This is a genomic window from Pseudophaeobacter sp. TrK17 (assembly GCF_042192375.1).
Classification (GTDB): Bacteria; Pseudomonadota; Alphaproteobacteria; order Rhodobacterales; family Rhodobacteraceae; genus Pseudophaeobacter.
On sequence record NZ_CP071700.1, the window covers coordinates 3,410,791 to 3,434,662 of the forward strand.

The 23,872-nt window shown below is 61.9% G+C and carries 27 protein-coding genes; 12 read left to right on the plus strand and 15 right to left on the minus strand.

From position 1 onward, the window contains the following. Position 1: 1 nt before the first annotated feature. The 6 genes from JZI28_RS16110 to JZI28_RS16135 form a co-directional block, all read right to left on the minus strand. Entirely contained in the window at positions 2-3,403 is a 3,402-nt protein-coding gene (locus JZI28_RS16110; RefSeq protein WP_375698258.1) for an efflux RND transporter permease subunit, read from the minus strand. A gap of 3 nt (positions 3,404-3,406) precedes the next feature. Further along, positions 3,407-4,891 carry an efflux RND transporter periplasmic adaptor subunit gene (locus tag JZI28_RS16115; protein ID WP_375698259.1) on the minus strand — a complete coding sequence of 495 codons (1,485 nt, stop codon included), beginning with the start codon at positions 4,889-4,891 and terminating at the stop codon, positions 3,407-3,409. Between the two features lie 173 nt (positions 4,892-5,064). Further along, positions 5,065-5,607, minus strand: a complete 543-nt coding sequence (gene moaB / locus JZI28_RS16120; RefSeq protein ID WP_375698260.1) for a molybdenum cofactor biosynthesis protein B — start codon at positions 5,605-5,607, stop codon at positions 5,065-5,067. 8 nt (positions 5,608-5,615) lie between these two features. Further along, positions 5,616-6,242, minus strand: a complete 627-nt coding sequence (locus JZI28_RS16125; RefSeq protein ID WP_297341136.1) for a LysE family translocator — start codon at positions 6,240-6,242, stop codon at positions 5,616-5,618. Continuing rightward, the gene (locus tag JZI28_RS16130) at positions 6,239-6,838 is read right to left on the minus strand and encodes a metallophosphoesterase family protein (RefSeq protein WP_375698261.1); all 600 of its coding nucleotides are present in this window, start codon (positions 6,836-6,838) and stop codon (positions 6,239-6,241) included. Before JZI28_RS16130 ends, JZI28_RS16125 begins: the two co-directional genes overlap by 4 nt. Positions 6,839-6,850: 12 nt before the next feature. Beyond that, on the minus strand, positions 6,851-7,651 hold the full coding sequence (locus JZI28_RS16135; protein ID WP_375698262.1) for a uracil-DNA glycosylase family protein: 801 nt from the start codon (positions 7,649-7,651) through the stop codon (positions 6,851-6,853). 184 nt (positions 7,652-7,835) lie between these two features. On the opposite strand from JZI28_RS16135, the gene JZI28_RS16140 reads away from it, so the two are divergent. Genes JZI28_RS16140 through plsY form a run of 5 tightly spaced genes read left to right on the plus strand, consistent with a single transcriptional unit; the run spans position 7,836 to position 11,672 of the window. Beyond that, the gene (locus JZI28_RS16140) at positions 7,836-8,822 is read left to right on the plus strand and encodes an aspartate carbamoyltransferase catalytic subunit (protein ID WP_348154556.1); all 987 of its coding nucleotides are present in this window, start codon (positions 7,836-7,838) and stop codon (positions 8,820-8,822) included. A gap of 13 nt (positions 8,823-8,835) precedes the next feature. Further along, positions 8,836-9,363 carry a hypothetical protein gene (locus JZI28_RS16145; protein WP_375698263.1) on the plus strand — a complete coding sequence of 176 codons (528 nt, stop codon included), beginning with the start codon at positions 8,836-8,838 and terminating at the stop codon, positions 9,361-9,363. A 1-nt stretch (position 9,364) separates the two neighbouring features. Then, the gene (locus JZI28_RS16150; RefSeq protein ID WP_375698264.1) at positions 9,365-9,760 is read left to right on the plus strand and encodes a hypothetical protein; all 396 of its coding nucleotides are present in this window, start codon (positions 9,365-9,367) and stop codon (positions 9,758-9,760) included. Next, complete coding sequence (gene pyrC / locus JZI28_RS16155) at positions 9,757-11,067, plus strand: dihydroorotase (RefSeq protein ID WP_375698265.1); 1,311 nt, start codon at positions 9,757-9,759, stop codon at positions 11,065-11,067. The genes JZI28_RS16150 and pyrC overlap by 4 nt, the downstream gene beginning before the upstream one ends. Beyond that, a complete protein-coding gene (plsY, locus tag JZI28_RS16160) occupies positions 11,067-11,672 on the plus strand; it encodes a glycerol-3-phosphate 1-O-acyltransferase PlsY (protein ID WP_375698266.1) in 606 nt (201 codons plus the stop codon). Before pyrC ends, plsY begins: the two co-directional genes overlap by 1 nt. A 49-nt stretch (positions 11,673-11,721) precedes the next feature. Here plsY and JZI28_RS16165 read toward each other — a convergent pair whose 3' ends face one another. Further along, complete coding sequence (locus tag JZI28_RS16165) at positions 11,722-12,072, minus strand: hypothetical protein (protein ID WP_348154564.1); 351 nt, start codon at positions 12,070-12,072, stop codon at positions 11,722-11,724. Positions 12,073-12,344: 272 nt separating this feature from the next. On the opposite strand from JZI28_RS16165, the gene JZI28_RS16170 reads away from it, so the two are divergent. Beyond that, positions 12,345-12,818, plus strand: coding sequence for a YHS domain-containing (seleno)protein (locus JZI28_RS16170; RefSeq protein WP_297340374.1), 474 nt, complete (start codon positions 12,345-12,347; stop codon positions 12,816-12,818). An 83-nt stretch (positions 12,819-12,901) separates the two neighbouring features. Here JZI28_RS16170 and JZI28_RS16175 read toward each other — a convergent pair whose 3' ends face one another. Then, positions 12,902-13,159, minus strand: coding sequence for a hypothetical protein (locus tag JZI28_RS16175; RefSeq protein WP_295454871.1), 258 nt, complete (start codon positions 13,157-13,159; stop codon positions 12,902-12,904). 130 nt (positions 13,160-13,289) lie between these two features. Here JZI28_RS16175 and JZI28_RS16180 point away from each other — a divergent pair, with 130 nt between their 5' ends. From JZI28_RS16180 to JZI28_RS16190, 3 genes are all read left to right on the plus strand, one after another. Continuing rightward, positions 13,290-13,826, plus strand: coding sequence for a GbsR/MarR family transcriptional regulator (locus tag JZI28_RS16180; RefSeq protein ID WP_375698267.1), 537 nt, complete (start codon positions 13,290-13,292; stop codon positions 13,824-13,826). A gap of 100 nt (positions 13,827-13,926) precedes the next feature. Continuing rightward, entirely contained in the window at positions 13,927-14,301 is a 375-nt protein-coding gene (locus JZI28_RS16185; RefSeq protein WP_375698268.1) for a hypothetical protein, read from the plus strand. A gap of 19 nt (positions 14,302-14,320) precedes the next feature. Beyond that, positions 14,321-14,692, plus strand: coding sequence for a hypothetical protein (locus tag JZI28_RS16190; protein WP_375698269.1), 372 nt, complete (start codon positions 14,321-14,323; stop codon positions 14,690-14,692). 64 nt (positions 14,693-14,756) lie between these two features. Here JZI28_RS16190 and JZI28_RS16195 read toward each other — a convergent pair whose 3' ends face one another. From JZI28_RS16195 to JZI28_RS16210, 4 genes are all read right to left on the minus strand, one after another. Next, positions 14,757-16,127 carry a glutamate--cysteine ligase gene (locus JZI28_RS16195; RefSeq protein ID WP_375698270.1) on the minus strand — a complete coding sequence of 457 codons (1,371 nt, stop codon included), beginning with the start codon at positions 16,125-16,127 and terminating at the stop codon, positions 14,757-14,759. A 64-nt stretch (positions 16,128-16,191) separates the two neighbouring features. Then, entirely contained in the window at positions 16,192-16,719 is a 528-nt protein-coding gene (locus tag JZI28_RS16200; protein WP_375698271.1) for a hypothetical protein, read from the minus strand. A 14-nt stretch (positions 16,720-16,733) separates the two neighbouring features. After that, positions 16,734-17,624 carry a GNAT family N-acetyltransferase gene (locus JZI28_RS16205; protein ID WP_375698272.1) on the minus strand — a complete coding sequence of 297 codons (891 nt, stop codon included), beginning with the start codon at positions 17,622-17,624 and terminating at the stop codon, positions 16,734-16,736. Positions 17,625-17,626: 2 nt separating this feature from the next. Next, on the minus strand, positions 17,627-18,352 hold the full coding sequence (locus tag JZI28_RS16210; RefSeq protein ID WP_295454858.1) for a 16S rRNA (uracil(1498)-N(3))-methyltransferase: 726 nt from the start codon (positions 18,350-18,352) through the stop codon (positions 17,627-17,629). Between the two features lie 12 nt (positions 18,353-18,364). Here JZI28_RS16210 and ubiA point away from each other — a divergent pair, with 12 nt between their 5' ends. Genes ubiA through JZI28_RS16225 form a run of 3 tightly spaced genes read left to right on the plus strand, consistent with a single transcriptional unit; the run spans position 18,365 to position 21,624 of the window. Beyond that, positions 18,365-19,327, plus strand: a complete 963-nt coding sequence (gene ubiA, locus JZI28_RS16215; protein WP_375698273.1) for a 4-hydroxybenzoate octaprenyltransferase — start codon at positions 18,365-18,367, stop codon at positions 19,325-19,327. 60 nt (positions 19,328-19,387) lie between these two features. Beyond that, entirely contained in the window at positions 19,388-21,310 is a 1,923-nt protein-coding gene (locus JZI28_RS16220) for an OmpA family protein (RefSeq protein WP_375698274.1), read from the plus strand. Next, positions 21,307-21,624, plus strand: coding sequence for a hypothetical protein (locus JZI28_RS16225; protein ID WP_295454852.1), 318 nt, complete (start codon positions 21,307-21,309; stop codon positions 21,622-21,624). Before JZI28_RS16220 ends, JZI28_RS16225 begins: the two co-directional genes overlap by 4 nt. 588 nt (positions 21,625-22,212) lie before the next feature. On the opposite strand, the gene JZI28_RS16230 is transcribed toward JZI28_RS16225, so the two are convergent. From JZI28_RS16230 to pgsA, 3 genes are read right to left on the minus strand one after another with little or no spacing between them, the layout of a single operon-like run. Then, positions 22,213-22,659, minus strand: a complete 447-nt coding sequence (locus tag JZI28_RS16230; RefSeq protein ID WP_375698275.1) for a molybdenum cofactor biosynthesis protein MoaE — start codon at positions 22,657-22,659, stop codon at positions 22,213-22,215. A 4-nt stretch (positions 22,660-22,663) separates the two neighbouring features. Continuing rightward, entirely contained in the window at positions 22,664-22,909 is a 246-nt protein-coding gene (moaD, locus tag JZI28_RS16235; RefSeq protein WP_295454849.1) for a molybdopterin converting factor subunit 1, read from the minus strand. Further along, positions 22,909-23,580: a CDP-diacylglycerol--glycerol-3-phosphate 3-phosphatidyltransferase gene (gene pgsA / locus JZI28_RS16240; RefSeq protein WP_295454847.1), complete on the minus strand. Its 672-nt coding sequence runs from the start codon at positions 23,578-23,580 to the stop codon at positions 22,909-22,911. Before pgsA ends, moaD begins: the two co-directional genes overlap by 1 nt. Between the last annotated feature and the right edge of the window lie 292 nt (positions 23,581-23,872).

Genomic DNA, 23,872 nt, shown 5'->3' on the forward strand with positions numbered 1-23,872 from the left:
TTTAGGCTGTCCGGTGCCGCCGCAGGCCAAAGACCAGCGCCGAGATCAGATAGGCCAGCAGGGACAGCGCAGCGATCCCGCCCAACGCCAGAAACAGCCCGGCGCGCAGTGGCTCAAACCCGGCCAGACCGGGCAGCACCGTGCGCAAGGCCGGGTGCAGCGCTCCGGTTGCCATCGCCCAGCCCAGGCTTACTCCCAGCCAGCCCAGCTGCGCCACTCCGGTGCCCAGAACCAGCCAGCGCAGCGGGTTTGTCCCGCCACGAAGGGCCCGGCGCAGGGCCGTCACAGGCCGCGCCATATCCCGTTGGATCGCCACCAGGGCCGGCACCACCAAAAGCACCAGAAACATGCCAAAGCCCAGGCCATAGACCAGGGTGATCACCGTTGGCTTGAGGAACTGCGCCTGCTGCGAGCTTTCATACATCAAAGGCGCCAGCCCCAGTACCGTGGTCAGGGTTGTCAGCATCACCGGCCGCAGCCGGTCCGCCGCCCCGTCAATGATCGAAGGCACCAACCCGCGGGTTTCGGCATATTCGTCGATGGTGGTCACCAGCACGATGGAATCATTGATGATAATCCCTGTCATCCCCAACAGGCCAACCACGGTGAACATGCTCAGCGGTATGCCCCACAGATAGTGGCCCCAGATGGTCCCCACCAATCCAAAGGGAATGATTGCCATCACCACCAGAGGCCGGGTCCAGCTGGCAAAGATCCAGGCCAGCACCAGATAAATCCCGGCAAGACAGAGGATCAGCCCGGTGCGGGCATCGTTGAGAAAGTTGTCTTCCTGTTCGCTCAACCCGCTGAGCCGCCACTCCACCTGACGGCGGCTGGCGATATCGGGCAGAATTTCCTCCTCCAGCGCCTTGCCGATATCGGCGGCACGGGTTGGGTCATCCTCTGAGATATCGCCGGTGACGCTGATCAGGCGAATGCCGTTTTCGCGCCGCACGGTGGAAAACCCCGTGCGCTGGCTCACCGAGACAATATCCGAGAGCGGCACATAGATGCCGCCGGGGCTGCGCATCAGGGTGCGCTCCAGGAAATCCGCCGACAGCTCATCGCGGGGCAGCTCGACCCGGATCTCAGCGCTGCGTGGCCCATCCGGGTAGGTCGCCGCCTCAATCCCGTTCAGCCGCGCCCGCAAGGCCCGCCCCAGGGTGTCGATGGTAAAGTTCAGCGCCTGCCCCTGGGGCGTCAGCTCCAGCACCACTTCCTCTTTGTCATAGGCAAGATTGTCTTCCACCGCCGAAATCTCAGGGTAGCGTAACAGCGCGGTTTTTAGATCTTCAGAGGCCGCCTTGAGCACCTGAACATCGGCGCCATAAAACTGCACATCCAGCGCATCACCACCGGGACCAGAGCGCCAGCTGCGAAAGCTGACAGCCTCGACCAGCGGGTGGTTTTGCACCTCTTCCTGCAGTTCGGCCACAAAGGCAAAGCTGGAATAGTCAGGCCGCAGATCCGCGTCGATCAGCTCGATTGAGATCCCCCCCAACAGGTCCGTGTCCTTGGCATCCACCCCGGACATGCCGCGCCCGGCATTGCCGCCGACCTCGGCGATGACAAAATCCACCGGATTGATGTCCTCATAGCGTTCCGCAAAAGAGGCCCCCGTGGCGGCGGTGGCCCGTTGCATCTCCGCCATCATCGCCAGGGTGTCGGCGCGGGTGGCGCCTTCGGCCATGGCAAAATTGCCGGTGACAGAGCCGCGCTCCGGCGCATTGAAGAAGCGCCAATTGACATCGCCACCAATAAACAGCGCCATCTGGCTGGCCAGAATGGTCAGGGCCCCCGCCAAAACCACGTAACGCGCCTGCACCACCAGGGCCATAATGGGGCGAAACAGGGTGTCGCGCATCCAGCGAAAGCCGCGATTGACCATGCGATTGGGCCAGTCATACCAATGGTCCTTTTGCGCGTGGGTCAACGCATGGGCCATATGGTGCGGCAGGATCAAGAAGCACTCCAGCAACGAGGCCGCCAGCACTGCAATCACCGTAAAGGGAATATCACGGATCAGATCACCAAAGCGCCCGCCAATAGCGGTCAGCCCAAAGAAGGCGATGATGGTGGTCAGGGTGGCGGCAAATACCGGCATCGCCATGCGGCGCGCGGCGTTCTCGGCGGCCTGCATCGGGGTTTCATTCAGGCGGCGCACCCGAAAATCGGCGTGCTCCCCCACCACGATGGCATCATCCACCACGATCCCCAGGGTAATGATCAGGCCAAACAGGCTGATCATATTGATGGTGATCCCGGCGGCATACATCAGCGCCACGGCGGCAAACATTGCCGCCGGAATACCCGCCGCCACCCAAAAGGCAATGCGGGTATTGAGGAACAGGAACAACAGCGCCATGACCAGCCCCAGCCCCATCAGCCCATTGTCGATCAGAATATCCAGCCGGTCAGAGATGGCAGCGGCACGGGTGCGGATCAGCTCGGCACTGACGCCCTGCGGCAGGGTGGTTTGCAGCGCATCAACCACCTTTTGCACCTCAGCCTGAATGGCGATGGCATTGCCCATATCCGAGCGATCCACCCGGATCGACATGGCGGGGTTGTCGCCGACAAAATAGGAACGGTTGCGGTCCACCCCTTCGCGGGTGGCCTGCGCCAGATCGCCAATGGTCAAAACCGAACCATCTGGTTCTGTCCGCAACACGATCCCTTCGATCTCTTCCGGGCTGCGCTTTTCCCGCCCGGTGCGCACCCGGGTATTGGCCCCGGTCACATCCCCCGCAGGATCGGCATCGACCTCGGCGGCGATAGCACTGGCGATATCGCTCATCGCGATATCATGGGTGATCAAACTGTAGGAGGGCACCTCGACCAGGGTCTGTGGTGCAGCAAGGCCGCGAATGGTGGTGCGGGTGACCCCGACTGCAAACAGGCGTATAATCAATTCATCGGCGAACAGCCCCAGCTGATCCGGCGCCAGCGGACCCGAGATCACCACATCCGTCACCCGGTCACGCCAGGCGCCGCGCCGCACCGTCGGGTCATCTGCCTCTTCCGGCAGGGTGGTAATGGCATCCACCGCCGATTGCACATCATCCGCCGCCAGCGCCATGTCCCAGCCGGGCTCAAAATCCAGCACGATCGAGGCGACGCCTTCGCGCGAGGAGGCGGCGCTTTCCTCAACCCCGTCCACCGCCAGCAACACCGGCTCCAGCACCTGCACGATGGCGCCGTCCACATCTTCCGGCCCGGCACCCTCCCAGGTGACGCCGACCGTGACGCTTTCGATAATCACATCCGGAAAGAACTGCGCCCGCATCTTTGGGATTGCCGCAGTGCCAAGCAGCAAGAGCACCAGCAACAACAGGTTTGCCGCCGTGCGGTGGCGGGTGAAGTAGCTCAGCAAACCGCCGGCAGGACGCGACAAATCACGCATGGATTATCCCCCCATCCGGGCTTCGATCCGGTTGACCAGCCCGGCTGGCACCTGCGCCTTGGCCAGGGCCGCCAGCATCCGCTCCTTGGCCGCATCCGGCAAGCCTGCGCTGCCTTCGACGGCGGCGACCAGTTTGGCGCGGCGCTCTTCTGACAATTCAATCAGCTCGGCCGCCGTCGCCGACCGCTCAGCCGCGGGGGTTGGCTGTGCCGTCCCTGCGTCCTGATGCAGGGGGCGCACCCGGATCCCGGCGCCCAAAAGCGGCGTGCGGCCGGTCACCACTTGTCGGCCCTCCAGCCCCGCGCCGCGGATCAGCACATCATCGCCCTGTCGGCGCAGCAGCTCAACCGGCAGCGACTGCAACCGCTCTTCAGGCCCCAGCACCAGCACCGTGCCATCGGATCCCAGCGCCGAAGCCGGCACCCGCGCCACAGCCAAGAGCGGCGGTTCGCTGACCTTCACGGTGACAAAATCGCCCGGTTTGAACCCTGGCGTCAGATCCAGACTGGCATAGAGCAATCGGCCTGTTTGGCCGTCCCCCACCGCGCCGCTGGCGCGCGACAGCCGCCCCGTTGCCTCAAGCCCGGCGCCCGCCGCATCCAGAGTCACCCGCACCGGGGCTGGGCTGAGCCGATTATCAGCGCCCAGTAACCGGGCATATTGCAGGGTAGACACCCGGAATGCGGCCTCCAGTTGATCGCCATCGACCAGCTCTGCCAATTTTTCATTGGCCGAAACCAGACGTCCTTCGACCAGGGTCACCGCCTGCAGGGTGCCATCAAACCCGGCACGCAGGGTGGTATCGGCGAGGTCGCGCCGCGCCCTGTCCAGGGCAATCTGACTGCGGGCCACCCGGGTGGCCGCCTGATCAACACGGGCCTCGGCCTGGCTGACCGCCTGGCGCCGCGAAATCACCGCCTGGCGCGCCTGCACGGCGGTGAGCTCAGCCGCTTCAACCGCTGCGGTGGTGCCAACACCACGCTCTTGCAGCTCCAACTGGCGTTGATGCGCACGGGCCCGCAACTGCGCCTGATCCTGTGTTGCCTTCAGTTCATCCTTGGCAAGGGTCAGGTCGCGGGTGGCGTCGCGCTCTTCGGCGCGGGAGTCCTGCATATCGGCCTCGGCCTCTTGCAGCGCCGCCTGCATATCAGAGGGGTCGATCTGGATCAGGATCTCTCCCGCCTGGACCACGCCGCCCTCTTCAAAACGGTCGGACAAATGGATGATCCGCCCACCCTGAGCGCTGCGCAGCTCCAGCGTCCGGCGGCTTTCAACCCGGCCAAAGGCGATGAGTTCCGGCGTCACCTCTTGCAGATCGGCAGTGACGAGGTTCACCGCAAAAACCCGTTCCCGCGCTGGTGGCTTGCGCGGTTCGGCGTTGAGCCGTGTCTGCACCGCCCCCACCACCATCTGCCCCGCATAGAGCATCAGCGCGACTGCCACTGCCGCCAGAAACAAACCCGTCAAACTGTGCCGCAAAAAGCGCATGCCTTATTCCCTTTGATGGCTGGGGATCGCCCCTGCTACCCTATCAAATATGTTTCTTTGCCAGACAAGGCGCCGCTCTGAGAGCCCCCTGCTGAGCCTCCCCTGTGCAGCGCCTTATTGGCACATATCACTGTACATAGTGTGCGTCTTATTCGAATACACGCACCGTGGCGTTACTTCCGTCGCTGGGTTTCGGTCAAACGCGGCATTATTTCCACAAAATTGCAGGGGCGGTGCCGGTAATCCAGCTGCATCGCCAGGATTTCGTCCCAGCCATCCTTGCAGGCGCCGGGGCTGCCGGGCAGCGCAAACATGTAGGTGCCGCCTGCAACGCCCCCTGTGGCGCGCGATTGCACCGCCGAGGTGCCGATCTTTTTCATCGACACGATGGTAAAGACGGTGCCAAAGGCCTCGATCTCTTTTTCATAGACATCCCGGTGCGCCTCAACCGTGACATCGCGCCCTGTCAGCCCGGTGCCCCCGGTGGAAATCACCACATCCACCGCCGGGTCTGCCACCCAGGCGCGCAGCTGATCGGCGATCCCGCCCCGTTCATCCGGCATGATCTGGCGATCCGCCAGGATATGCCCCGCCGCCTGCAACCGGTCGACCAGCACCTGCCCCGAACGATCCTCCGCCAGGCTGCGACTGTCCGAGACGGTAAGGATGGCGATACGGACCGGGATGAACTCCATGGTTTCGTCGATACGTGACATAGCAGACCTCATGTCTTTTGCAAAAGCGCGAGCCTGAGTGCCAGCCCCGCAAATATTCCCGCCGAGATGCGGCCCAGCCACAGGCCCGCCCGCGAGGTTGGGGCCAGAAAGCGCCCGGCGGCACTGCCAAAGACGCCAACCAGCCCATTGATGACAAAGCCCCCCAGCGCCAGAACCAAGCCGTAGATCAGGAATTGCCCCAGCACTGGCCCGGCCTCGGGCACCACAAACTGTGGCACAAAGGCCAACACAAACAGGATCACCTTGGGGTTGGTCAGATTGACCCAAAACCCGGCGCGAAAAGCGCGGGAGGCCGGAACCGGCGGCTGACCGGGCTGCGCCGCGCTGGCCGGCGCCTGCAGCGCGCCCCAGGCAAGATACAGCAGATAGGCCACGCCAAGCCAGCGGATCACATCAAACAGCCCCGGCATGGTATTCACAACCGCGCCCAGCCCCAGCCCGGCCAGCGCCACATGTACCATCCCGCCGGCAGAAATCCCCGCACTGGCCGCCAGCGCCGATCTCCGCCCCGACCGCAGCCCCTGCCCCAGACAGAACATCATATCAGCGCCAGGGGTGAGGTTCAGCGCCAGCGCCGCCGGCACAAAGGTCAAAAGAGTGATGGGGTCAATCATGGTGTGACGTCAAAAAAGTTAGGCTCTGGCCCCAGATTGGCGGTCAGGGTTGTGCCGATTTGACCGCGAAATCCCCAACTGTCGTGAATATGACCAAACAGGGCCAGCTGCGGCTGCAGCCGTTCCACCGCCTGCAGGATCGAAGTGGAGCCCACCGACAGTCCCAGCGAGGTCGCATCCCCCTGTCCTTTGGGTGGGGAATGGCAGATCAGGATATCAGTGCGCGCGCAGCCCGCCAGCAGCGCCTCTGCTTCAGCCTCTGACAGGTTGTAGGACCACGCGCCAAAGGGCGGCGCGGGAATACCACCGCCAAGGCCAAAGAAATGCAGCCCGCCAAACGCCATCCCCTCACCGTGCAGGACATGCATCCCCGGCAGGGCAGCAGCGCGCATCTCCGCCGCGCTTTCGGCATTGCCCGCCACAGTTATCAACGGAGCGGCGATATCGGCCAGCAGTGCCATGGCCTGATCCAGACCTTTGCGCTGATTGCAAAAATCTCCGGCGCCAATCACCAGATCCGCCTGATCGCTGGCCGCTACCAGTGCCGCCGCATGGGCAGCAGACAGGTGCAGGTCGGAAAAGGCCAGTATTTTCATCTGCAAAGATCCCTAGTTTGGCGCGCCCAACCGCGCCTTCAATTCCAGCAAATCGGCCCAGGCCGCGCGCTTGTGCTCGGGCTGGCGCAACAGATAGGCCGGGTGGAACATCGGCAGCACTGGCTTGCCCCAGGCCTCGACCCAATTCCCGCGCAGCCGCGAGATGCCCCGTTTGCCCAGCACCGCCTGACAGCTGATATTGCCCATCAGCACCAGAATGTCCGGCTGCGCCAATTCCACATGGCGGGCAAGAAAGGGCAGCATCATGTCGATCTCTTCCGCGCTGGGATCACGGTTTTGTTGTGGCCGCCAGGGCAACACATTGGTGATATAGACGTTTTTCGCACGGTCCAGATCAATTGCTGCCAACATCCGGTCCAGCAACTGCCCCGCCGGGCCGACAAAGGGCTTGCCCTGCTGGTCTTCTTCGCGCCCAGGGGCCTCGCCGATTACCATCACCCGCGCGCCGGGCTGACCATCGCCAAAGACCAGATTGCGCGCGCCCAGCTTGAGCTCACAATGACGAAACTCCGCAAGGGCCGCCCGCAGCGAGGGCAACTCGGGCGCGGCAGCAGCGGCCTTGCGGGCTTCGGCCACCGGATCGACGGGTTTGGGCCTGGGAGCAACGGGGGGCGGCATACCCGGCTTTTGACCAGAGGCCTGATCCGACTGTTGCCCCTGACGCGCCTTGGGCGCAGGCGCGGCCAGCTCATAGCGGTTGACCGGCTCTTCACACAGGGCTTCGGTGGCGCCAAGCTCCACCTGCCACTCCAACAGCGCTTTGGCGCTCCAATAATCAATTGCCGATTCCATGGCCTAAGCTACCCCGCCACGCGGGTGAGCGGAACACCCCTAATGCAGGCCACGGCAGCCGCAGTGCCGCAGCCGCACCTGCGGTGATTTGGCCGGGGCAGCCGCAATCAAACCCGCCTATCGACCTTGCCCCAAAAGGCCGTGCTGCCTATAAGGTGCGACAAACAGAGCGGAGCCTGCCCAGATGTCTTCCCCAACCTCTTCCCCCCTCTCTCCCACCGGTTTTGGCCACCGCCATCTTTTGGGGATCGAGCCGCTCAAACCCCATGAGATCACCGCGATTCTGGATCTGGCCGACAGCTATGTCGATCTGAACCGCCGCCCCGAGAAACATTCGGATGCCTTGGCGGGTCTCACCCAGATCAACATGTTTTTTGAAAACTCCACCCGCACCCAGGCGAGTTTTGAGATTGCCGGCAAACGTCTGGGCGCTGATGTGATGAATATGGCGATGCAGGCCTCCTCGATCAAAAAGGGCGAAACCCTGATTGATACCGCGATGACCCTGAACGCCATGCACCCCGATCTGCTGGTGGTGCGCCATCCCCATTCCGGCGCGGTGGATCTGTTGGCGCAAAAGGTCAACTGCGCGGTGCTGAATGCCGGCGACGGCAAACACGAGCACCCAACCCAGGCGCTGCTGGATGCGCTGACCATCCGCCGGGCCAAAGGTCGCCTGCACCGGCTGAACATCGCCATCTGCGGTGATGTCGCACATTCCCGCGTGGCGCGCTCAAACCTGATCCTGCTGGGCAAGATGGAAAACCGCATCCGGCTGATTGGCCCGCCCACCCTGGTTCCCGGCCAATTCGCCGACTTTGGCGCCGAGATTTACGACGACATGCGCGAAGGCCTGAAAGACGTCGATGTGGTGATGATGTTGCGTTTGCAAAAGGAACGGATGGACGGCGGCTTTATCCCCTCTGAGCGCGAGTATTTTCACCGCTACGGACTGGACGCTGAAAAACTGTCCCATGCCAAACCCGATGCCATCGTCATGCACCCCGGCCCGATGAACCGAGGCGTTGAGATTGACGGCACCCTGGCCGATGACATCAACCGGTCGGTGATCCAGGAACAGGTGGAAATGGGGGTCGCCGTGCGCATGGCCGCAATGGATCTGTTGGCGCAAAACCTGCGCCAAAGCCGCAACACTCCGGCAGCAGGCTGATCCTGTGCAAGGTGTGATCGAAATTCCAGCCGAAGAGCGTGGCGTGATCCGGATTTTCAATCTGGACATGGCGCCCGAACAGGCCCGTTTCCTGCGCGAACCCGGTGCCCTGGCTCAGGTGCTGGGAATTGATGAGATCGACCTGAACCATGTTGAGATCTTCCCGGTCTCGGACCTCGAAGAGCTGGGACTGGCGGGCTATCTCACCCAGGGCTGCGGCATTGCCGAGACTGAGATCACCCCGGACCGGGAGCGGCTCGCCGCATTGCAGGGCCATGTGCTGCTGCTGCGCTCGCGCGCCTTTGCTGGTGCCGCCCGCCGCCTGACGCTCTCCAGCCAGATCACCCATGTCGCCAGCTACGGTGAGCGGCCAATCAGCTGGAGCGCCCCGCCCCAGCCTGCGCCTGAGAGCAGCAAGCTCTACACTGGTGCCAGACCTTCGCCGCGCGACACCCGCGCTGCCGCCCGGCGCATTGGCGCCAGCCTTTTTACCGTGGTGATGCTGCTTATTGCCCTCACCCTCTATGTTCTGGTGTTTTGAGATGACTGTGATCGAATTCACCCCCAACCGCAGCGCCTATATCACCGCCCATGCCTGGATGGCAGCGATTGCCATGGTGGCCGGGATGGTCATTCTTTGGGCCGTTGGCAATCCTCATGTCTGGACCGGAGCCATCGGCGGGCTGGGCGCCATCGGACTGCGCGGCTGGTACATGATGAGCGAAGAACTGGCCGTGATCTGGCGGATCTCTGACGGCGTGCTGAGTGGCCCCGCCGAGCGCAGGGTGCCACTGGATCAGATCGCGGCGGTCAAGACCATGGGATCCTACGTGCAGGTGATCACCAAAGGCGGTGACAAGCATCTGATCAAGTATCAATCGTCGCCCAGCACCACCGTCGCTGCCCTAAATCACGCCATCGAAAGGCCCGTTGCATGACCCTTTTCTTTATCAATGCCCGCCTGATCGACCCCGAAGCTGGCACCGATAGCCTGGGGGGCCTGCTGGTTCAGGATGGTAAGATTGCCGAACTCCTGCCCGAGGGTACGGAGCCCGCGCAACTGTTTCGTGCGCGAAACATTGATGCCAGCGCTGTCGAAATCATCGACTGTGAGGGTAAATGCCTCGCCCCCGGCATTGTCGATATCGGCGTCAAAGTCTGCGAGCCGGGCGAGCGCCACAAGGAAAGCTACAAGACCGCTGGCCTCGCCGCCGCCGCTGGCGGTGTGACCACCATTGTCACCCGTCCCGATACTAGCCCCAGCATCGACAGCCCGGAAACCCTGGAATTTGTCACCCGCCGCGCCCAGGCCGACGCACCGGTGCATGTGCTGCCCATGGCCGCACTGACCAAGGGGCGCGAAGGGCGCGAGATGACCGAGATCGGCTTTTTGATGGATGCCGGCGCGGTGGCCTTTTCCGACTGCGACCATGTGGTCAGCAATACCAAGGTGTTTTCCCGCGCCCTGACCTACGCGCGCTCTTGTGGGGCACTGGTGATTGCCCACCCGCAAGAACCTCTGCTCAGCGCCGGGGCTGCCGCGACATCCGGCAAGTTTGCCGCCCTGCGGGGGCTGCCTGCGGTGTCGCCGATGGCGGAACGCATGGGGCTGGACCGCGACATTGCGCTGCTGGAAATGACTGGCGCCAAATATCACGCCGATCAGATCACCACCGCCCGCGCCCTGCCGGCGCTGGAACGGGCCAAGGCAAATGGGCTGGACATCACCGCCGGCACCTCGATCCACCATCTGACCCTGAACGAGCTGGACCTGGCCGACTATCGCACCTTCTTTAAGGTGAAACCGCCGCTGCGCAGCGAAGAAGACCGGCTGGCGGTGGCCGAGGCAGTGCGCAGCGGGCTGATCGACACGATCTCCTCGATGCACACGCCGCAGGATGAAGAAAGCAAACGCCTGCCCTTTGAGGAAGCCGCCGCCGGTGCCGTGGCGCTGGAAACCCTGCTGCCGGCCGCAATGCGGCTGTATCACGCAGAACTCATGGACCTGCCAACACTGTTTCGCGCCATGGCACTGAACCCGGCCAAACGGCTGGGGCTGGGCTCGGGTCGGCTCAGCGCCGGGGCGCCGGCGGATCTGGTGCTGTTTGATCCCGACATGCCGTTTGTAATGGATCGCTTCCAGCTGAAGTCAAAATCGCAAAATACGCCCTATGATGGGCAGCGGATGCAGGGCAGAGTGCTGGCAACCTATGTCACCGGTACGCCGGTATACCGGAGAGACTGATGCCCCTGATCGAAAGTGCCGCCACCATCCTGTTGCTTTGGGCCGTGATCGGCTATCTGCTGGGGTCGATCCCCTTTGGTCTGGTTTTGACCAAGGCAATGGGGCTGGGAAACCTGCGCGAGATAGGCTCGGGCAATATTGGCACCACCAACGTGCTGCGCACCGGCAGCAAAGCCGCCGCGGCAGCGACGCTGATCCTGGATGGCGGCAAGGGCGCGGCGGCGGTGCTTTTGGCGCGTTTTCTGGCAGGCGAAGATGCGGCGCAACTGGCTGGGCTCACGGCCTTCCTCGGCCATTGCTTTCCGGTTTGGTTGAAATTCCAGGGTGGCAAGGGGGTAGCAACCTTCCTGGGGCTGATGTTGGCACTGGCCTGGCCCGTCGGCATCGCCTGCTGCCTGATCTGGGTGGCCAGTGCCGCCATCAGCCGGATCTCCTCCCTAAGCGCCCTGATTGCAGCTCTGTCTGCACCGCTTTGGTGTTACCTGATGGGCTACCCGTCGGTGATGTTGCTTGCGGTTTTGCTGACGGCCCTGGTGTTCTGGCGCCATGGAGGCAATATCAACCGGCTGCTCTCGGGGAGTGAGCCACGTATCGGGCAGAAATAGCCTGACGCCCGCCGCCGCTTAGCACCATCCTAATGCCGCGCCTGTGGCATTAGGGGATGAGCCGTTCCAGACCGCGGCCATTGGCCCAGGTGCCGTGTAGCTCGCCGCTGGGCATGCGCACATAGACAACCGGATACTGATCCCCCCAATCGACCCAAATCACATCGCCACTGCGGGTGCCGCTGCCAGAATAGCTTTGGCTGCCAACCTGCCAGTTCACCTTGATCACCCCCTTGCTGTCGCGGATCTGCACCGTGCCACTATAGCTGCTGCCATCGGGGTTGCGCCCCTCTGCCCGGTACAGCCCCGTAACGCTTTGGGCCAGGGCGCCGCCCGCTGCCAAGAGAGTGGATGCAAATAGTCCGGCAATCATCACCCGACGTGACCAAAAAACATTCATCGCGAATTCCTCCTGCAAACTGGTTTTACTGTGCCGCACACCAAGCAATCTGTCAGCAAAATAAGGACCTCCGCATATTGTGATGCGCCAGGTCTGCGCATCCACGCACAGCAATTCTGAGTATATGCGCAATCAAAAACAGTTTGATTGAACGTGATCGACCCCCTCTCCACATGGGGTCCATGACAGCCAGACAGGCCATCATACAAATCTCATACGTGCCGGTCAGCCGCTAAAGCAGCCCCTGACTGGACAGGAAAAGGAACGATCTGATGAACACATTTAAATCCCTGCTGAGCGGCGTGGCACTTTCCGTTGCAATGGCAACTTCGGCATTGGCCGCAGGCGTTGAGCTGAACGCATCCTCCACCGGTCTTGCCATGCAGGGCTACGACCCCGTCGCCTATTTCACCGACGGTGCCCCCGCCAAAGGCAGCTACAAAATCACAACTGTTTTTAATGACGCGACCTACCGCTTTGCCTCCGAAGAGCACAAAGCGCAGTTTGAGGCCAACCCCGAAGCATATCTGCCCGCATATGGCGGCTACTGCGCCTTTGGCGCCGCCATGGGCTTTAAATTCGACGGCGACCCAACCTACTGGAAAATCGTCGACAACACACTGTACCTGAACCTGTCCAAGGACATCCAGGAACGCTGGGAAGGCAATATCCCAGGCTTTGTCCAGGACGCCAACGGCCACTGGGCAAACATTGCAGACATCGAGCCTGCAGCCCTGCAGCAGTAAGCCAATCACAGGTATTTTCCTGAACTGGTAAAATTTTGAACCGGCGACGCCCAAAGGCTTCGCCGGTTTTGTTTTGGTTCAAATCAGCGTTTGGCAAGCGCCTCGATCGCTTCAGCTGTGCGTTTGGTGTTGTGGTAGACGCCCAAAAACAGATACATCATCCCGCCCATCAAAATGGCATAGATTGATCCCCCCACGAGGATTGCCAGCGCCGGCAGCAAACCGCCATTTGGCCCAGGTGCCACAAGGGCCGCGCCCGCAGCGATCAGAACCCCAAGGCACAGCAGGATCACGACAGCGCCGACGAGTTTCTCAAATAGTCCTATAAACAGATCACGCATTTCCCAAACTCCCAGATTAAAAATATCCACCACTGTGCAAGCTGCGCGCCCCCGCAATCAAGAAAAAATGCTTGACGCGACTCGATCTTCCATTCAATTCTGTCCTTACAGAAAATACAGGAAAAGCAAAATGAACCTCACCCCCGCCATGCAGAACTTTGTCCTCCACTGGGGAGAGATGGGCTCCAAATGGGGGGTCAACCGCTCGGTGGCGCAGATCCACGCGCTGCTGCATATCTCCCCCGACGCCATGACCGCCGATGAGATCTGCGAAACGCTGAATCTGGCGCGTTCCAATGTCTCCAACGGGCTGAAAGAGCTGCAGTCCCAGGGGCTGGTCAAAGCATCACGTCAGCTGGGCGACCGACGCGATCACTTCACCTCGATCCGCGACATGTTTGATCTGGTTGATGCAGTGATCAAGGCCCGGCGCGAGCGCGAATTCGCCCCCACCCTGCGGGCGCTGGACGCGGTGATGCAAGAGGCCGAAACGGACAAAACCCCTGCGGTGGTCAAGGACCGCATGGGCGAGACCCTGCGGGTGATGCAGATGTTTGACGACTGGTATGTCGATTTTGCCCGCCTGCCCCGATCCGTGCATCTGGCAGTGCTGAAACTCGGCGCCAAGCTGGTGCGTTTCCTGCCAGGGGGTAAACCCAAGGACTAAATCTGGCGCAAAAATTTTTTACCCGGAGATTTCACAAATGACAGAAATAACTGCAAGTTCATGCATCTTATTCCCCAAAGCAACAACCCCAACACAGCTGGTGGACCCGGTTGCCTTTGCCCTGGCGATTGTTGGTGGCCCGCTGGTTGTGGCAACGATTGGCGCACCTCTGTTAGCCATCCCCGTCATGGCAGTGGTGTTCGGTGGCCCGCTCTATCTGCTGATTGGCATTCCGGTGCTGCTGGTCGACATGCGCCGCAACCCGGTGACGTCAGGCAGATGGGCCATGCTGGCCTTCACCAGCTTTGTTTTACTCTGTCTGCCGATGTACTTCTTCACCGCTCTAACCGACGCAAACCAACGCATTCCCGGCTTTTTCCTCATATTCGGCAGCCTCTTCGCGCCTATTTGGGGCGCGGTCAGTGGCTATATCTATGGCAGATTTGAACGCGATTTCTACAAACAAACCATCTGACTTTGAAAGGACCTTACCCATGCTTTTTCACATCAGCCTCTACATCGGCCTCGGCCTCGTCATGGTCACCGCAATGGCGCTCATGATCCTGAAGATCGGAAAACTACTTGGGGACTGTCCCGCCTCTGGCCGCGCCGCCAGGGCTGCGGCGGTCACCATCGCCACCGGCTATGGGATGATCGGATTTGGCGGCGTCGCCTTGGTAGGCTCCACCATTCCGCTTATGGATATAGGTGTTATTGGCGTCCTGCCCGCCCTAGGCTTTGCAGCCCTCTGCCTCGGCCTCGGCTTTGGTCACGCGGTGGCAACCCTGCGGGCCGTCGTCCGCGAAGCCCTGACCCCGCCACACGCGGCCCCCACCACCCCCGATCCATTGGCAAGCGCCGCCTAGGATCAACAGCAGCAAGAAAAAGGGGCGTCTCAGCGGCGCCCCCTTTTTGTCGTTTGGTCTCTATTTAGTAGCTGTAGTCAGCGTAGATCCGGGTCAGATCGCCATTCCAATCGCCATGATAGCGCTCCAACAGCTCATCGGCCGGCACTTTGCCGCTGTCCAGACTGTCTTTCAGCGCGTTGAGGAAATGGGTCTCATCGGGCACCAAGCCACCAGCGCCGGGACGGGCGCGGTTTTTCAGGCCGGAGTTTGAAATCGCCACCACTTCGCGGGCCAGATCATGCATCTTGATGCCGTTGACCTCGGCCTGCAACCCGTCGCGGGAGGCCGCAACCCGCAACTCTTCGCGGGTCTCGGCGTCCCAGCCCTTGACCAGATCCCAGGCCGCATCCAGCGCGCTCTGGTCATAGGTCAGGCCCACCCAAAAGGCCGGCAGGGCACAAAGACGCCGCCAGGGGCCACCATCGGCGCCGCGCATTTCCATGTATTTCTTGATCCGCGCCTCGGGGAAGGCGGTGGTCAGATGATCCGCCCAATCCGACATAGTGGGGGTTTCACCGGGCAGGGCTGGCAGTTTGCCCTGCAGGAAGTCGCGGAACGACATGCCCAGCGCATTGATATATTCGCCGTCGCGGTAGACAAAATACATCGGCACATCGAGCGCATATTGCACATAAGATTCAAAGCCAAAGCCTTCGTCAAAGACAAAGGGCAACATGCCGGTGCGGCTGTCGTCCAGATGCCGCCAGATCTTGCTGCGCCAGGACTTATGGCCGTTGGGCTTGCCCTCAAAGAAGGGCGAATTGGCAAACAGTGCGGTGGCCACCGGCTGCAGCGCCAGGGCAACGCGCAGCTTCTGCACCATGTCTGCCTCGGAGCCAAAGTCGATATTGACCTGCACCGTGGTGGTGCGGCGCATCATGTCGCGGCCCATGGTGCCAACCTTGGCCATGTAGTCATTCATCAGCCGGTAACGGCCCTTGGGCATCAGCGGCATTTCGTCATGGGACCAGATCGGGGCTGCCCCCAGTCCGATAAATCCAACGCCAATCTTGTCCGAGATATCCTTGACCTCGCGCAGGTGGGTGTTCACCTCGTCGCAGGTCTCGTGAATGGTCTCCAGCGGCGCGCCTGACAGCTCCAGGGCACCGCCCGGCTCGAGGCTGACATTGGCGCCGTCTTTTTCCAGCCCGATCAGCTTGCCGCCTTCGGTGACCTCAGACCAGCCATAGCTGTCGCGCAGCCCCTGCAGCACCGCCACAATCGAGCGCTCCCCCTCAAAGGGCAGCGGCTTTAGCGTGTCTTTGCAATAGCCGAACTTCTCGTGCTCGGTGCCGATGCGCCAGGCATCGCGTGGCTTGCAGCCACTGGCCAGATACTCAGCCAGATCTTCGTGGCGCTCAATGGGTCCGCCGCCGGACTGGGGAATGGACATGCCGGGCACTCCGTCCTGTTGGGTTGGTTTGGGAAATCAGTGGTGAGCGGAATCGTTCCCGGTGTCAATGCAGCCTGTGCAGAGGCGGGCGGCTTGGGCTGCGTTCCCAGATCACGACCTGGTGAGGCCCCTGGCGTCGCAGCTCGCTCAGCATGCGTTCTGTCTTGAGCCCCGGCAGCGCGGCAAAGACATCAAACAGCGCCTCATTGCCAGCGGCGTTGACCGGGATGGACAAGGCTGGCTGGCCGTCTTGCTCCAACACCCAATGGGGTGGTTTAGCGGTGTGATCCAGCCGCAGGCATTGCAGCTCAGACGCCGCAACGGCCCCCCCGGTGAGCGGGCCAAAATAGGCAATCTGCCCCTCGTCCACCTGCACCACGCCGGGACCACCCGCGCCGAGGCGAAAGCGCAACCGCTGAGCGCCGATGACAGCAATGACCAGCCCCACCACCACCAGCGCCCAGCCGGTGGCCGCCGTCACCCCAAAGGAGGTAAAGGCCCATTTCAACCCCACCAGCAGCATCAGCGTGGCGACAATCAGCTCGCGCCAGCGCCAGATGGCGACACGGGCCTCGGGACGAATGAAACTCATGGCGACTCTCCCAATCAGGTTTCACCCAATGTGATACCTGGATCAAAATTTACAATCCGGTAGCTGCCGATCTGGGCAAAACCTATGGCTTCATAGGCGCGGGCGGCGGCGGCATTGGCGGCAAACAGGATGGCCTCTGTCACCCCCTGCGCCTGCGCCTCAGCCAGATGCAGCGCAACGGCGCGGCGGGCATATCCCATCCCGCGCAAATCCGGCGGCGTATAGACCCCACCCACCTGCACGATGGCAGGCAAAGCGGCGTTGAAATTGGTCATCGCCACCGCCACGCCATCCTGTTCCAGCAGCCGCAACCGATCCGCCGCAAGCAGCTCTTCCAGGCTGGCCCGCGCCCGATCCCGGTTCTCGACGCTGTCGCGGGCGCCCAAAATTTCCACCTCGGAAGCCATACGCCACTGGGTCAACAGCGGCAGATCCTGTGTCACTGCCGGGCGCAGCTGACCCGCGCCGGTTGGAATCGTCAGATCGCAAAGGGCCAGATGATAATGTGGCTCCACCTCATCCATTGCGGCGCGGTGGCAGGGCAAATCCAAAGCCGCAACCAAATGGGCCAACTGATCTACCGCACCGTTGAGCCCCAACAACGCGCGCCCAAACAGGGCCGCGCGGATCGCCGGATAGTCTGCCGCTGTCAGCGCCGGGGCCTCAAACACCACATACCCCGCTGCGGCATAGCCGATCACACCGGTGATCTGACCCGCCCCTTCGCTGAGCCAAAGCGTCATGGATTTGCGGTGATCCGCGCCAGCATCAGGACCAGTGTCCCCCGCATCGGTCTGCGTCAGCCCCTGATCGCGCAGATTGCCGGACAGAAACATCGAGGTCGCCACCCGAGGCGCCAGAAAATCCTGTACAGCGGCAAGATCAGCCTGGGTGGCGCGGCGCATTGTTACCAATCCCCCAGGGCTTGCTGCCACAGGGTCATCGCGGCAACGGCAGCGGTATCTGCGCGCAAAATGCGGGGGCCCAGGCTGACCACATGGGACTGCGCCATCGCGTGCAATCGCTTGCGTTCTTTTTCGGAGAAGCCACCTTCGGGGCCGATGAGAATGGCCCAGGGCGCGTCTTTGTGGTCCTGCGCCGCCAGTTGCAGCGCATTGCCCACCTCGGCCTCGTCGCAGAACATCAGCTGACGCTCGGCTGGCCAATGATCCAGCAACTGCGACAGTTTTTGCAGATCAGCAACCTGCGGCACATAGGTGCCGCCGCATTGCTCGGCGGCCTCAACGGCATGGGCCTGCAGACGGTCCTGCCGGATGCGCTCGGAATTGGTGTATTCCGTTCCCACTGGCAGAATGCGGGCGGCACCCATCTCTGCGGCCTTTTCGACAATAAAGTCGGTGCGCGCCTTTTTGATCGGGGCAAAGATCAGCCACAGATCCGGCGGCATCTGCAACGGCTTGCTTTGCACGCGACAGGTCAAGGTGCCGCCGCGTTTGCCTGCCTCGGTCACTTCGGCCTGCCATTCGCCATCGACACCGTTGAACAGCGCCACAGCGCCGCCCAAACGCTGCCGCATCACCCCAAATAAGTAATGCGCCTGCTCCTTGGTCAGAGGAATGGATTGCCCTGCACCCAAGGGGTGCTCTACATACAGTCTGATTTTTGCACTCATGAGGCCCTACATATGCAAGGTGACGCGCCAAAACCAGATGGCCAGGTCGCAGATGCGGTCAAAGACAACTGGGTTGATCAATATGCACCAGGCTGGAGCCGCCCCTATCTGCGGCTCAGCCGTGCCGACCGCCCCATTGGCACCTGGCTCTTGTTGATCCCCTGCTGGTGGGGGCTGGCCCTGGCGATCCTGTGGGATGGAAGCCCGCGCTGGGAAGATGCCTGGATCGCCATTGCCTGCGCCCTGGGTGCCTGGCTGATGCGCGGCGCCGGCTGCACCTGGAACGACATTGCGGATCGCGATATTGACGGCGCGGTTGAACGTACCCGATCGCGGCCGATCCCTTCGGGACAGGTGACGGTCAGGGGCGCGGTCCTTTGGATGGTGGCGCAGGCGCTGATCGCCTTTGGCATCCTGCTGACCTTTAACCCGATGGCGATCTCGATGGGGATTCTGGCACTGTTGCCGGTGGCGATCTATCCCTTTGCCAAGCGGTTTACCTGGTGGCCGCAGGTGTTTTTAGGGCTGGCCTTCAACTGGGGCGCCCTGTGGGCCTGGACCGCACATACCGGCGCCCTGCACTGGCCTGCGGTGTTCCTGTATTTTGCCGGCATCAGCTGGACGCTGTTTTATGACACCATCTATGCCCATCAAGATACCGAGGATGATGCGCTGATCGGGGTGAAATCCACCGCCCGGCTGTTTGGCACCAATACCCCCACCTGGCTGCGTCGCTTTATCGTTGGCACTGTCAGCCTGATGGCCTTTGCCATTATTCTGAGCCTGGACCTTGATGACAATTTCTGGGCTTTGGGGCTTGCCTTGCTCGGTCCCTGGGCAATGGGCTGGCATATGACCTGGCAATTGCGGATCTTTGACGCCGAGAACAATCAGCGTCTGTTGCAGCTGTTTCGGCTGAACCGAGATACCGGCTTGATTCCGCTTATATTCTTTGTTCTGGCAGCCTTCCTCTGATTGAAACGCCCGGCGCGGGGCTATACACAAGACGCAGTTTTTCCAAGGAATAGCCGTTTTATGCGCCTGTCTTCGCTTTTGACCCCCACCCTGACCTTTGCAGCGGCTGCCGGCATCAGCCTGGTTGCGGCCAGTTTTGCAGTGACCGCGGTGGAGCAAAACAGCGAAACCGCCCTGCGCCGTGCCCTGGACGAAGGCGGCATGGGCTGGGCTGAAGTGATCTCTGACGGGCTGCGAGTAACCCTGCAGGGGGTTGCCCCGGATGAGGCCACCCGCTTTGCCGCGCTGTCGCTGGCCGGCGGGGTGGTGGATGCTTCGCGGGTGATTGATGAAATGTCGGTCCCCCCCTCCAAGGGCATCGCCGCACCCCGGTTTTCGGCGGAAATTCTGCGCAATCACAGTGGCATCTCTATCATTGGCCTGATCCCGACCACGACCTCACGCGCGGAGCTGGTGAACCAGCTGAACGACATGAAAGAGGCAGGACAGGTCGCCGACCTTCTGGAGACCGCACGGTATCCGGCGCCAGACGGCTGGTCGGAGGCCCTGCGCTATGCCATTTCGGCGCTGGAGCTGTTGCCACGCGCCAAGATCTCGGTGGATGCAGAAACCATCAAGATCACCACCATGGCAAAATCGGATGCCGCAAAAGACAAACTGCAGACCCAACTGACCCGCATGGCGCCGCCCGAACTTCATCTGGTGCTCGATATCACCGCCGCCCGCCCGGTGATCAGCCCCTTTACCCTGCGCTTCCTGATTGGCGAAGGTGGTGCACGTTTTGATGCCTGCTCTGCCGAAAGCGCCGAAAGCCGTGCGGCGATCCTCAGCGCCGCCCGTGCCGCCGGGCTTGAGGGCCAGGTAGATTGCGTCATTGGCATGGGGGTGCCGTCGCCGAACTGGTCCCGGGCCAGCGCCCTGAGCATTTCCAGCCTTGCCGCCTTGGGTCAGGGCACCGTCACCATCGCCAATGCCGATATCACCCTGGTTGCCGCCGAAGGCACCGCCCCTGATCGGTTTGACAAGATCGTGGGAGAGCTGGAAAACGCCCTGCCAGAGGTCTTCTCTCTGCATGCGGTCCTGCCGGTGCCCGACAGCGACGGCACCGCCGGCCCCCCGGAGTTCACTGCGACACTCAGCCCTGAGGGGCAGGTGCAGTTGCGTGGCCGTATCAACGATGCCATTTCGCGCGATATCGCCAGCAGCTACGCCAAGGCGCGGTTTGGCTCGGATCAGGTTCATACGGCCACCCGTGTGGTTGCCGATCTGCCCGCCGACTGGCCAGTGCGGGTTTTGGCCGGTTTGGAAGCCCTGTCGCATCTTGCACGCGGCTCGGTCACCGTGACACCGGACAATCTGCAGCTGCGCGGCATGAGCCATCAGGAAGACACCCTGGCCGAGGTGTCGGGCTTCCTCGCCGCCAAGCTTGGTGAGGCAGAAAGCTACGAGCTGGCGGTGACCTATGAAGAACCGCCAGCTCCCAAAGACCAGCCGCTGAGCGCAGAGCTTTGCGCTGCGCAGCTGACCGGAGCGCAGGCCAGCAGCGGCAAGATCGGTTTTGAGCCCGGCTCGGCAACAGTGGCAGCGGGCAGCAGCGTGGTGCTGGATCACATCGCTATCATTTTGGAAAAATGCGGGCCAATCCGGTTGGAAATACAAGGCCATACCGACAGTCAGGGTCGCGAGGGCATGAACCAGACGCTGAGCCAGGCGCGGGCGCAGTCGATCCTGAATGAACTGCGCGCCCGCCGCATCCGCACCTCTGCCTTTATTGCCACCGGCTATGGCGAAAGCCAGCCGATCGCCACCAATGACAGCGAGGAAGGGCGGGAAGCCAACCGCAGGATCGAATTCCGCCTGATCCTCCCCGAAACCACCTCGGAGGGAGAAACCACCCTCGAAGAGGCCGCAGAAACAGCGCAGGACGCCGCTGCGGGCGCGACAGCCCCGGATAGCAACGAACAGGAGAACACAGGACAATGAACAGAGCAGAGTTCATCCTCACCACCGCCATCATCCTGTTTGTGGCCTTCGCCATGGGCTGGTTTGCCAACTGGCTGGTGCACCGGTTTACCCGTGTGCGCCAAAGCGACGTTGCCGATCTGGACCGGATGAGCCAGGAACTGCACGAAGCCGAAGAAACCCGCGATCAGGCCATCACCTACCTGCAGCAACGCGAGGCCGAGCTGAGCAATCAACTGACCCAGACAGAGGCGGAACTCAGCGCCGCCATGGACGGGTTGCGCGATGCCCGCCGCGAGGCAGAAGAGCTGCGCAGCTACCTGCAACAGGACTAAGCGGCCTCGCGGCCTCCACCCGCCCGCGCAGCCCAAGGCTGGCAAGGGCGGGCCGTCATATGGATGTCAGATCTGCCAAAATCACATCCCTGGCGATCGTGCTCCCTCGAAAAAAAGCCGCGCAATAGGACGGGATCTCAAAGCTGGACAGGTTCAATGGACGGCGCCTCAAAGAAGGGGGGGGCTCCCGCGCCCTCAGAGTGGCATAGCCACGCTGAAAGGCCTTGGGCCCAGCGCCTCGCTGCCGCGAGGCGCGCCACCGTGCGCCTGTCAGCCCAATGCCACCCAGCCCCGCTCAGCCCGTAGACCCGTTTCCCCCCTTTCTAACCAAACAGGGCTGATCTCACCGGCAGGCCAGTTCCAACGGCTGGACACGGCTGAATACAGGGCCACTAGAAGCAGGGGCACTAGAACAGGTCTGCCACCACAGGTGCCTCTTTGCTGATAATACGCAACCGCACCGCGCGCAGCGCGGTGCGGGGCCCAACTGAGCAGGTACATTCTTTGAATGTGCCGCAACAGGCGGGAGCCCCCCCTGTTGCTGGACCTGACGTCTTGTTGTTTTACGAAATCAGCTGCGTCGCTTAATTACCAGCGCTCTAGCGCGGCCTCGTCATCTGCCTTGGCAGCCACCCAATCCGCTTGGCCATCCGCCAGGATCTCCTTCTTCCAGAAGGGCGCCCGCGACTTCAGATAATCCATCAGGAATTCAGCCGCCTCAAAAGCATGTTTGCGATGGCGCGCGGCTGTGGCCACCATCATGATCCGCTCGCCCGGCACCAGGCGGCCGTAGCGGTGTATCACCAGCACATCCGCCAGCGACCAGCGGGTCTTGGCCTCAGCGGCTATCGCCTCCAGCGCCTTTTGGGTCATCGCCGGATAATGCTCAATCTCCATCGCCACCAGATCCCCGGCATCCGCATCGCGCACCACACCGGTAAAGGTGACAATCGCGCCGGCACCACCAACCACGGCGGCAAAGGCATCGCTTTGCGCCCCGAGCTCAAAATGCTCTTGCTGCACCCGCACCTGCATGCCCCTAGCCCCCGGTCATCGGCGGAAAGAAGGCCACTTCGCGCACCCCCTCAAGAGGGGCCGCAAAATCTGAAAGCTCCTGATCCAAGGCCACCCGCAGGGCGGAAAGATCGGCAAAGGCCGCGCTATAGCGTTCTTCGCGCGCTGACAGTTCTGCCACCAGGTCCGCTACCGTGGCGGCGCTGGTTTCAACCCGCTCGCGGGGCACTCCGATACGTTCACGCACCCAGGCAAAATAGACGACATCCATCAGTTGCTCTCCTTCAGATGCGGCAGCGCCTTGCGCATGTAATCAGCCCCGGTGATCAGGGTCAGAGCCGCCGCAATCCACAACAGCCACAGCCCGATACGCCCGGTCCAGAACATGCCGTCCAGCTTCCAGCGCAGCCCATGCAGGTCTTCGACCTGCCCCGACAGAATCTCAGCCACCAGCGCCTCATCCATGCCAAAGGAGGACATCACCAGATAGTGCTCAAAAACCCCTTGGGAAAACAGCGTGGCAATTGCCACCATCTGAGCCGTGGTCTTCCACTTGGCCAACTGCGTCACCTTCAAAGTTCCAGCGGTGTCGCCCAGAAACTCACGCAGGCCCGAGACAAAAACCTCGCGAAACAGGATCACCGTGGCAGGCAGCACCAGCCAGGGCGTCCAGTGCTCATCCGCATAGCCCACCAGGATCATCAGCGCCACAACCACCATGGCCTTGTCCGCAATGGGATCCAGCATCGCCCCCATTTTGGTTTCCTGCTGCCAGGCGCGTGCCAGATAGCCATCAAACCAATCGGTGACAGCCGCCCCGACAAACAGAATCAGCGCAAACCAATCCGCCAGGGGGCGGGCAAAATAGAGAAACATAACGGCGAGACCCGGCGCTGCCAGCAGGCGCACCACAGTCAGGATATTGGGCAGGGTCCATTTCATGCAGGCGACCCTACAATGGGCCTTTCAAACATAAAAGACGCATAAGGCACTTTCCCCAAGGGAAAGCACGCAGAGGTGATTTTCTTGCTATGAGCCAGGGCGAAAACAATCCCCCAAAATCTGCGGATAAAGGCGCGCGGGGCTGAGGGAATTGGCTCCCCGGGTAGTCGACAGAATGGGTCGTCGACAGAATGACTGGTCGCCGGAGTTGTGAACGCCTTTTGCCATCAAGTTAAATGGCAACAATGCACCCAACCAGCTGAGTTCCGGTTCGACCCGGTGCGCCGAAAAA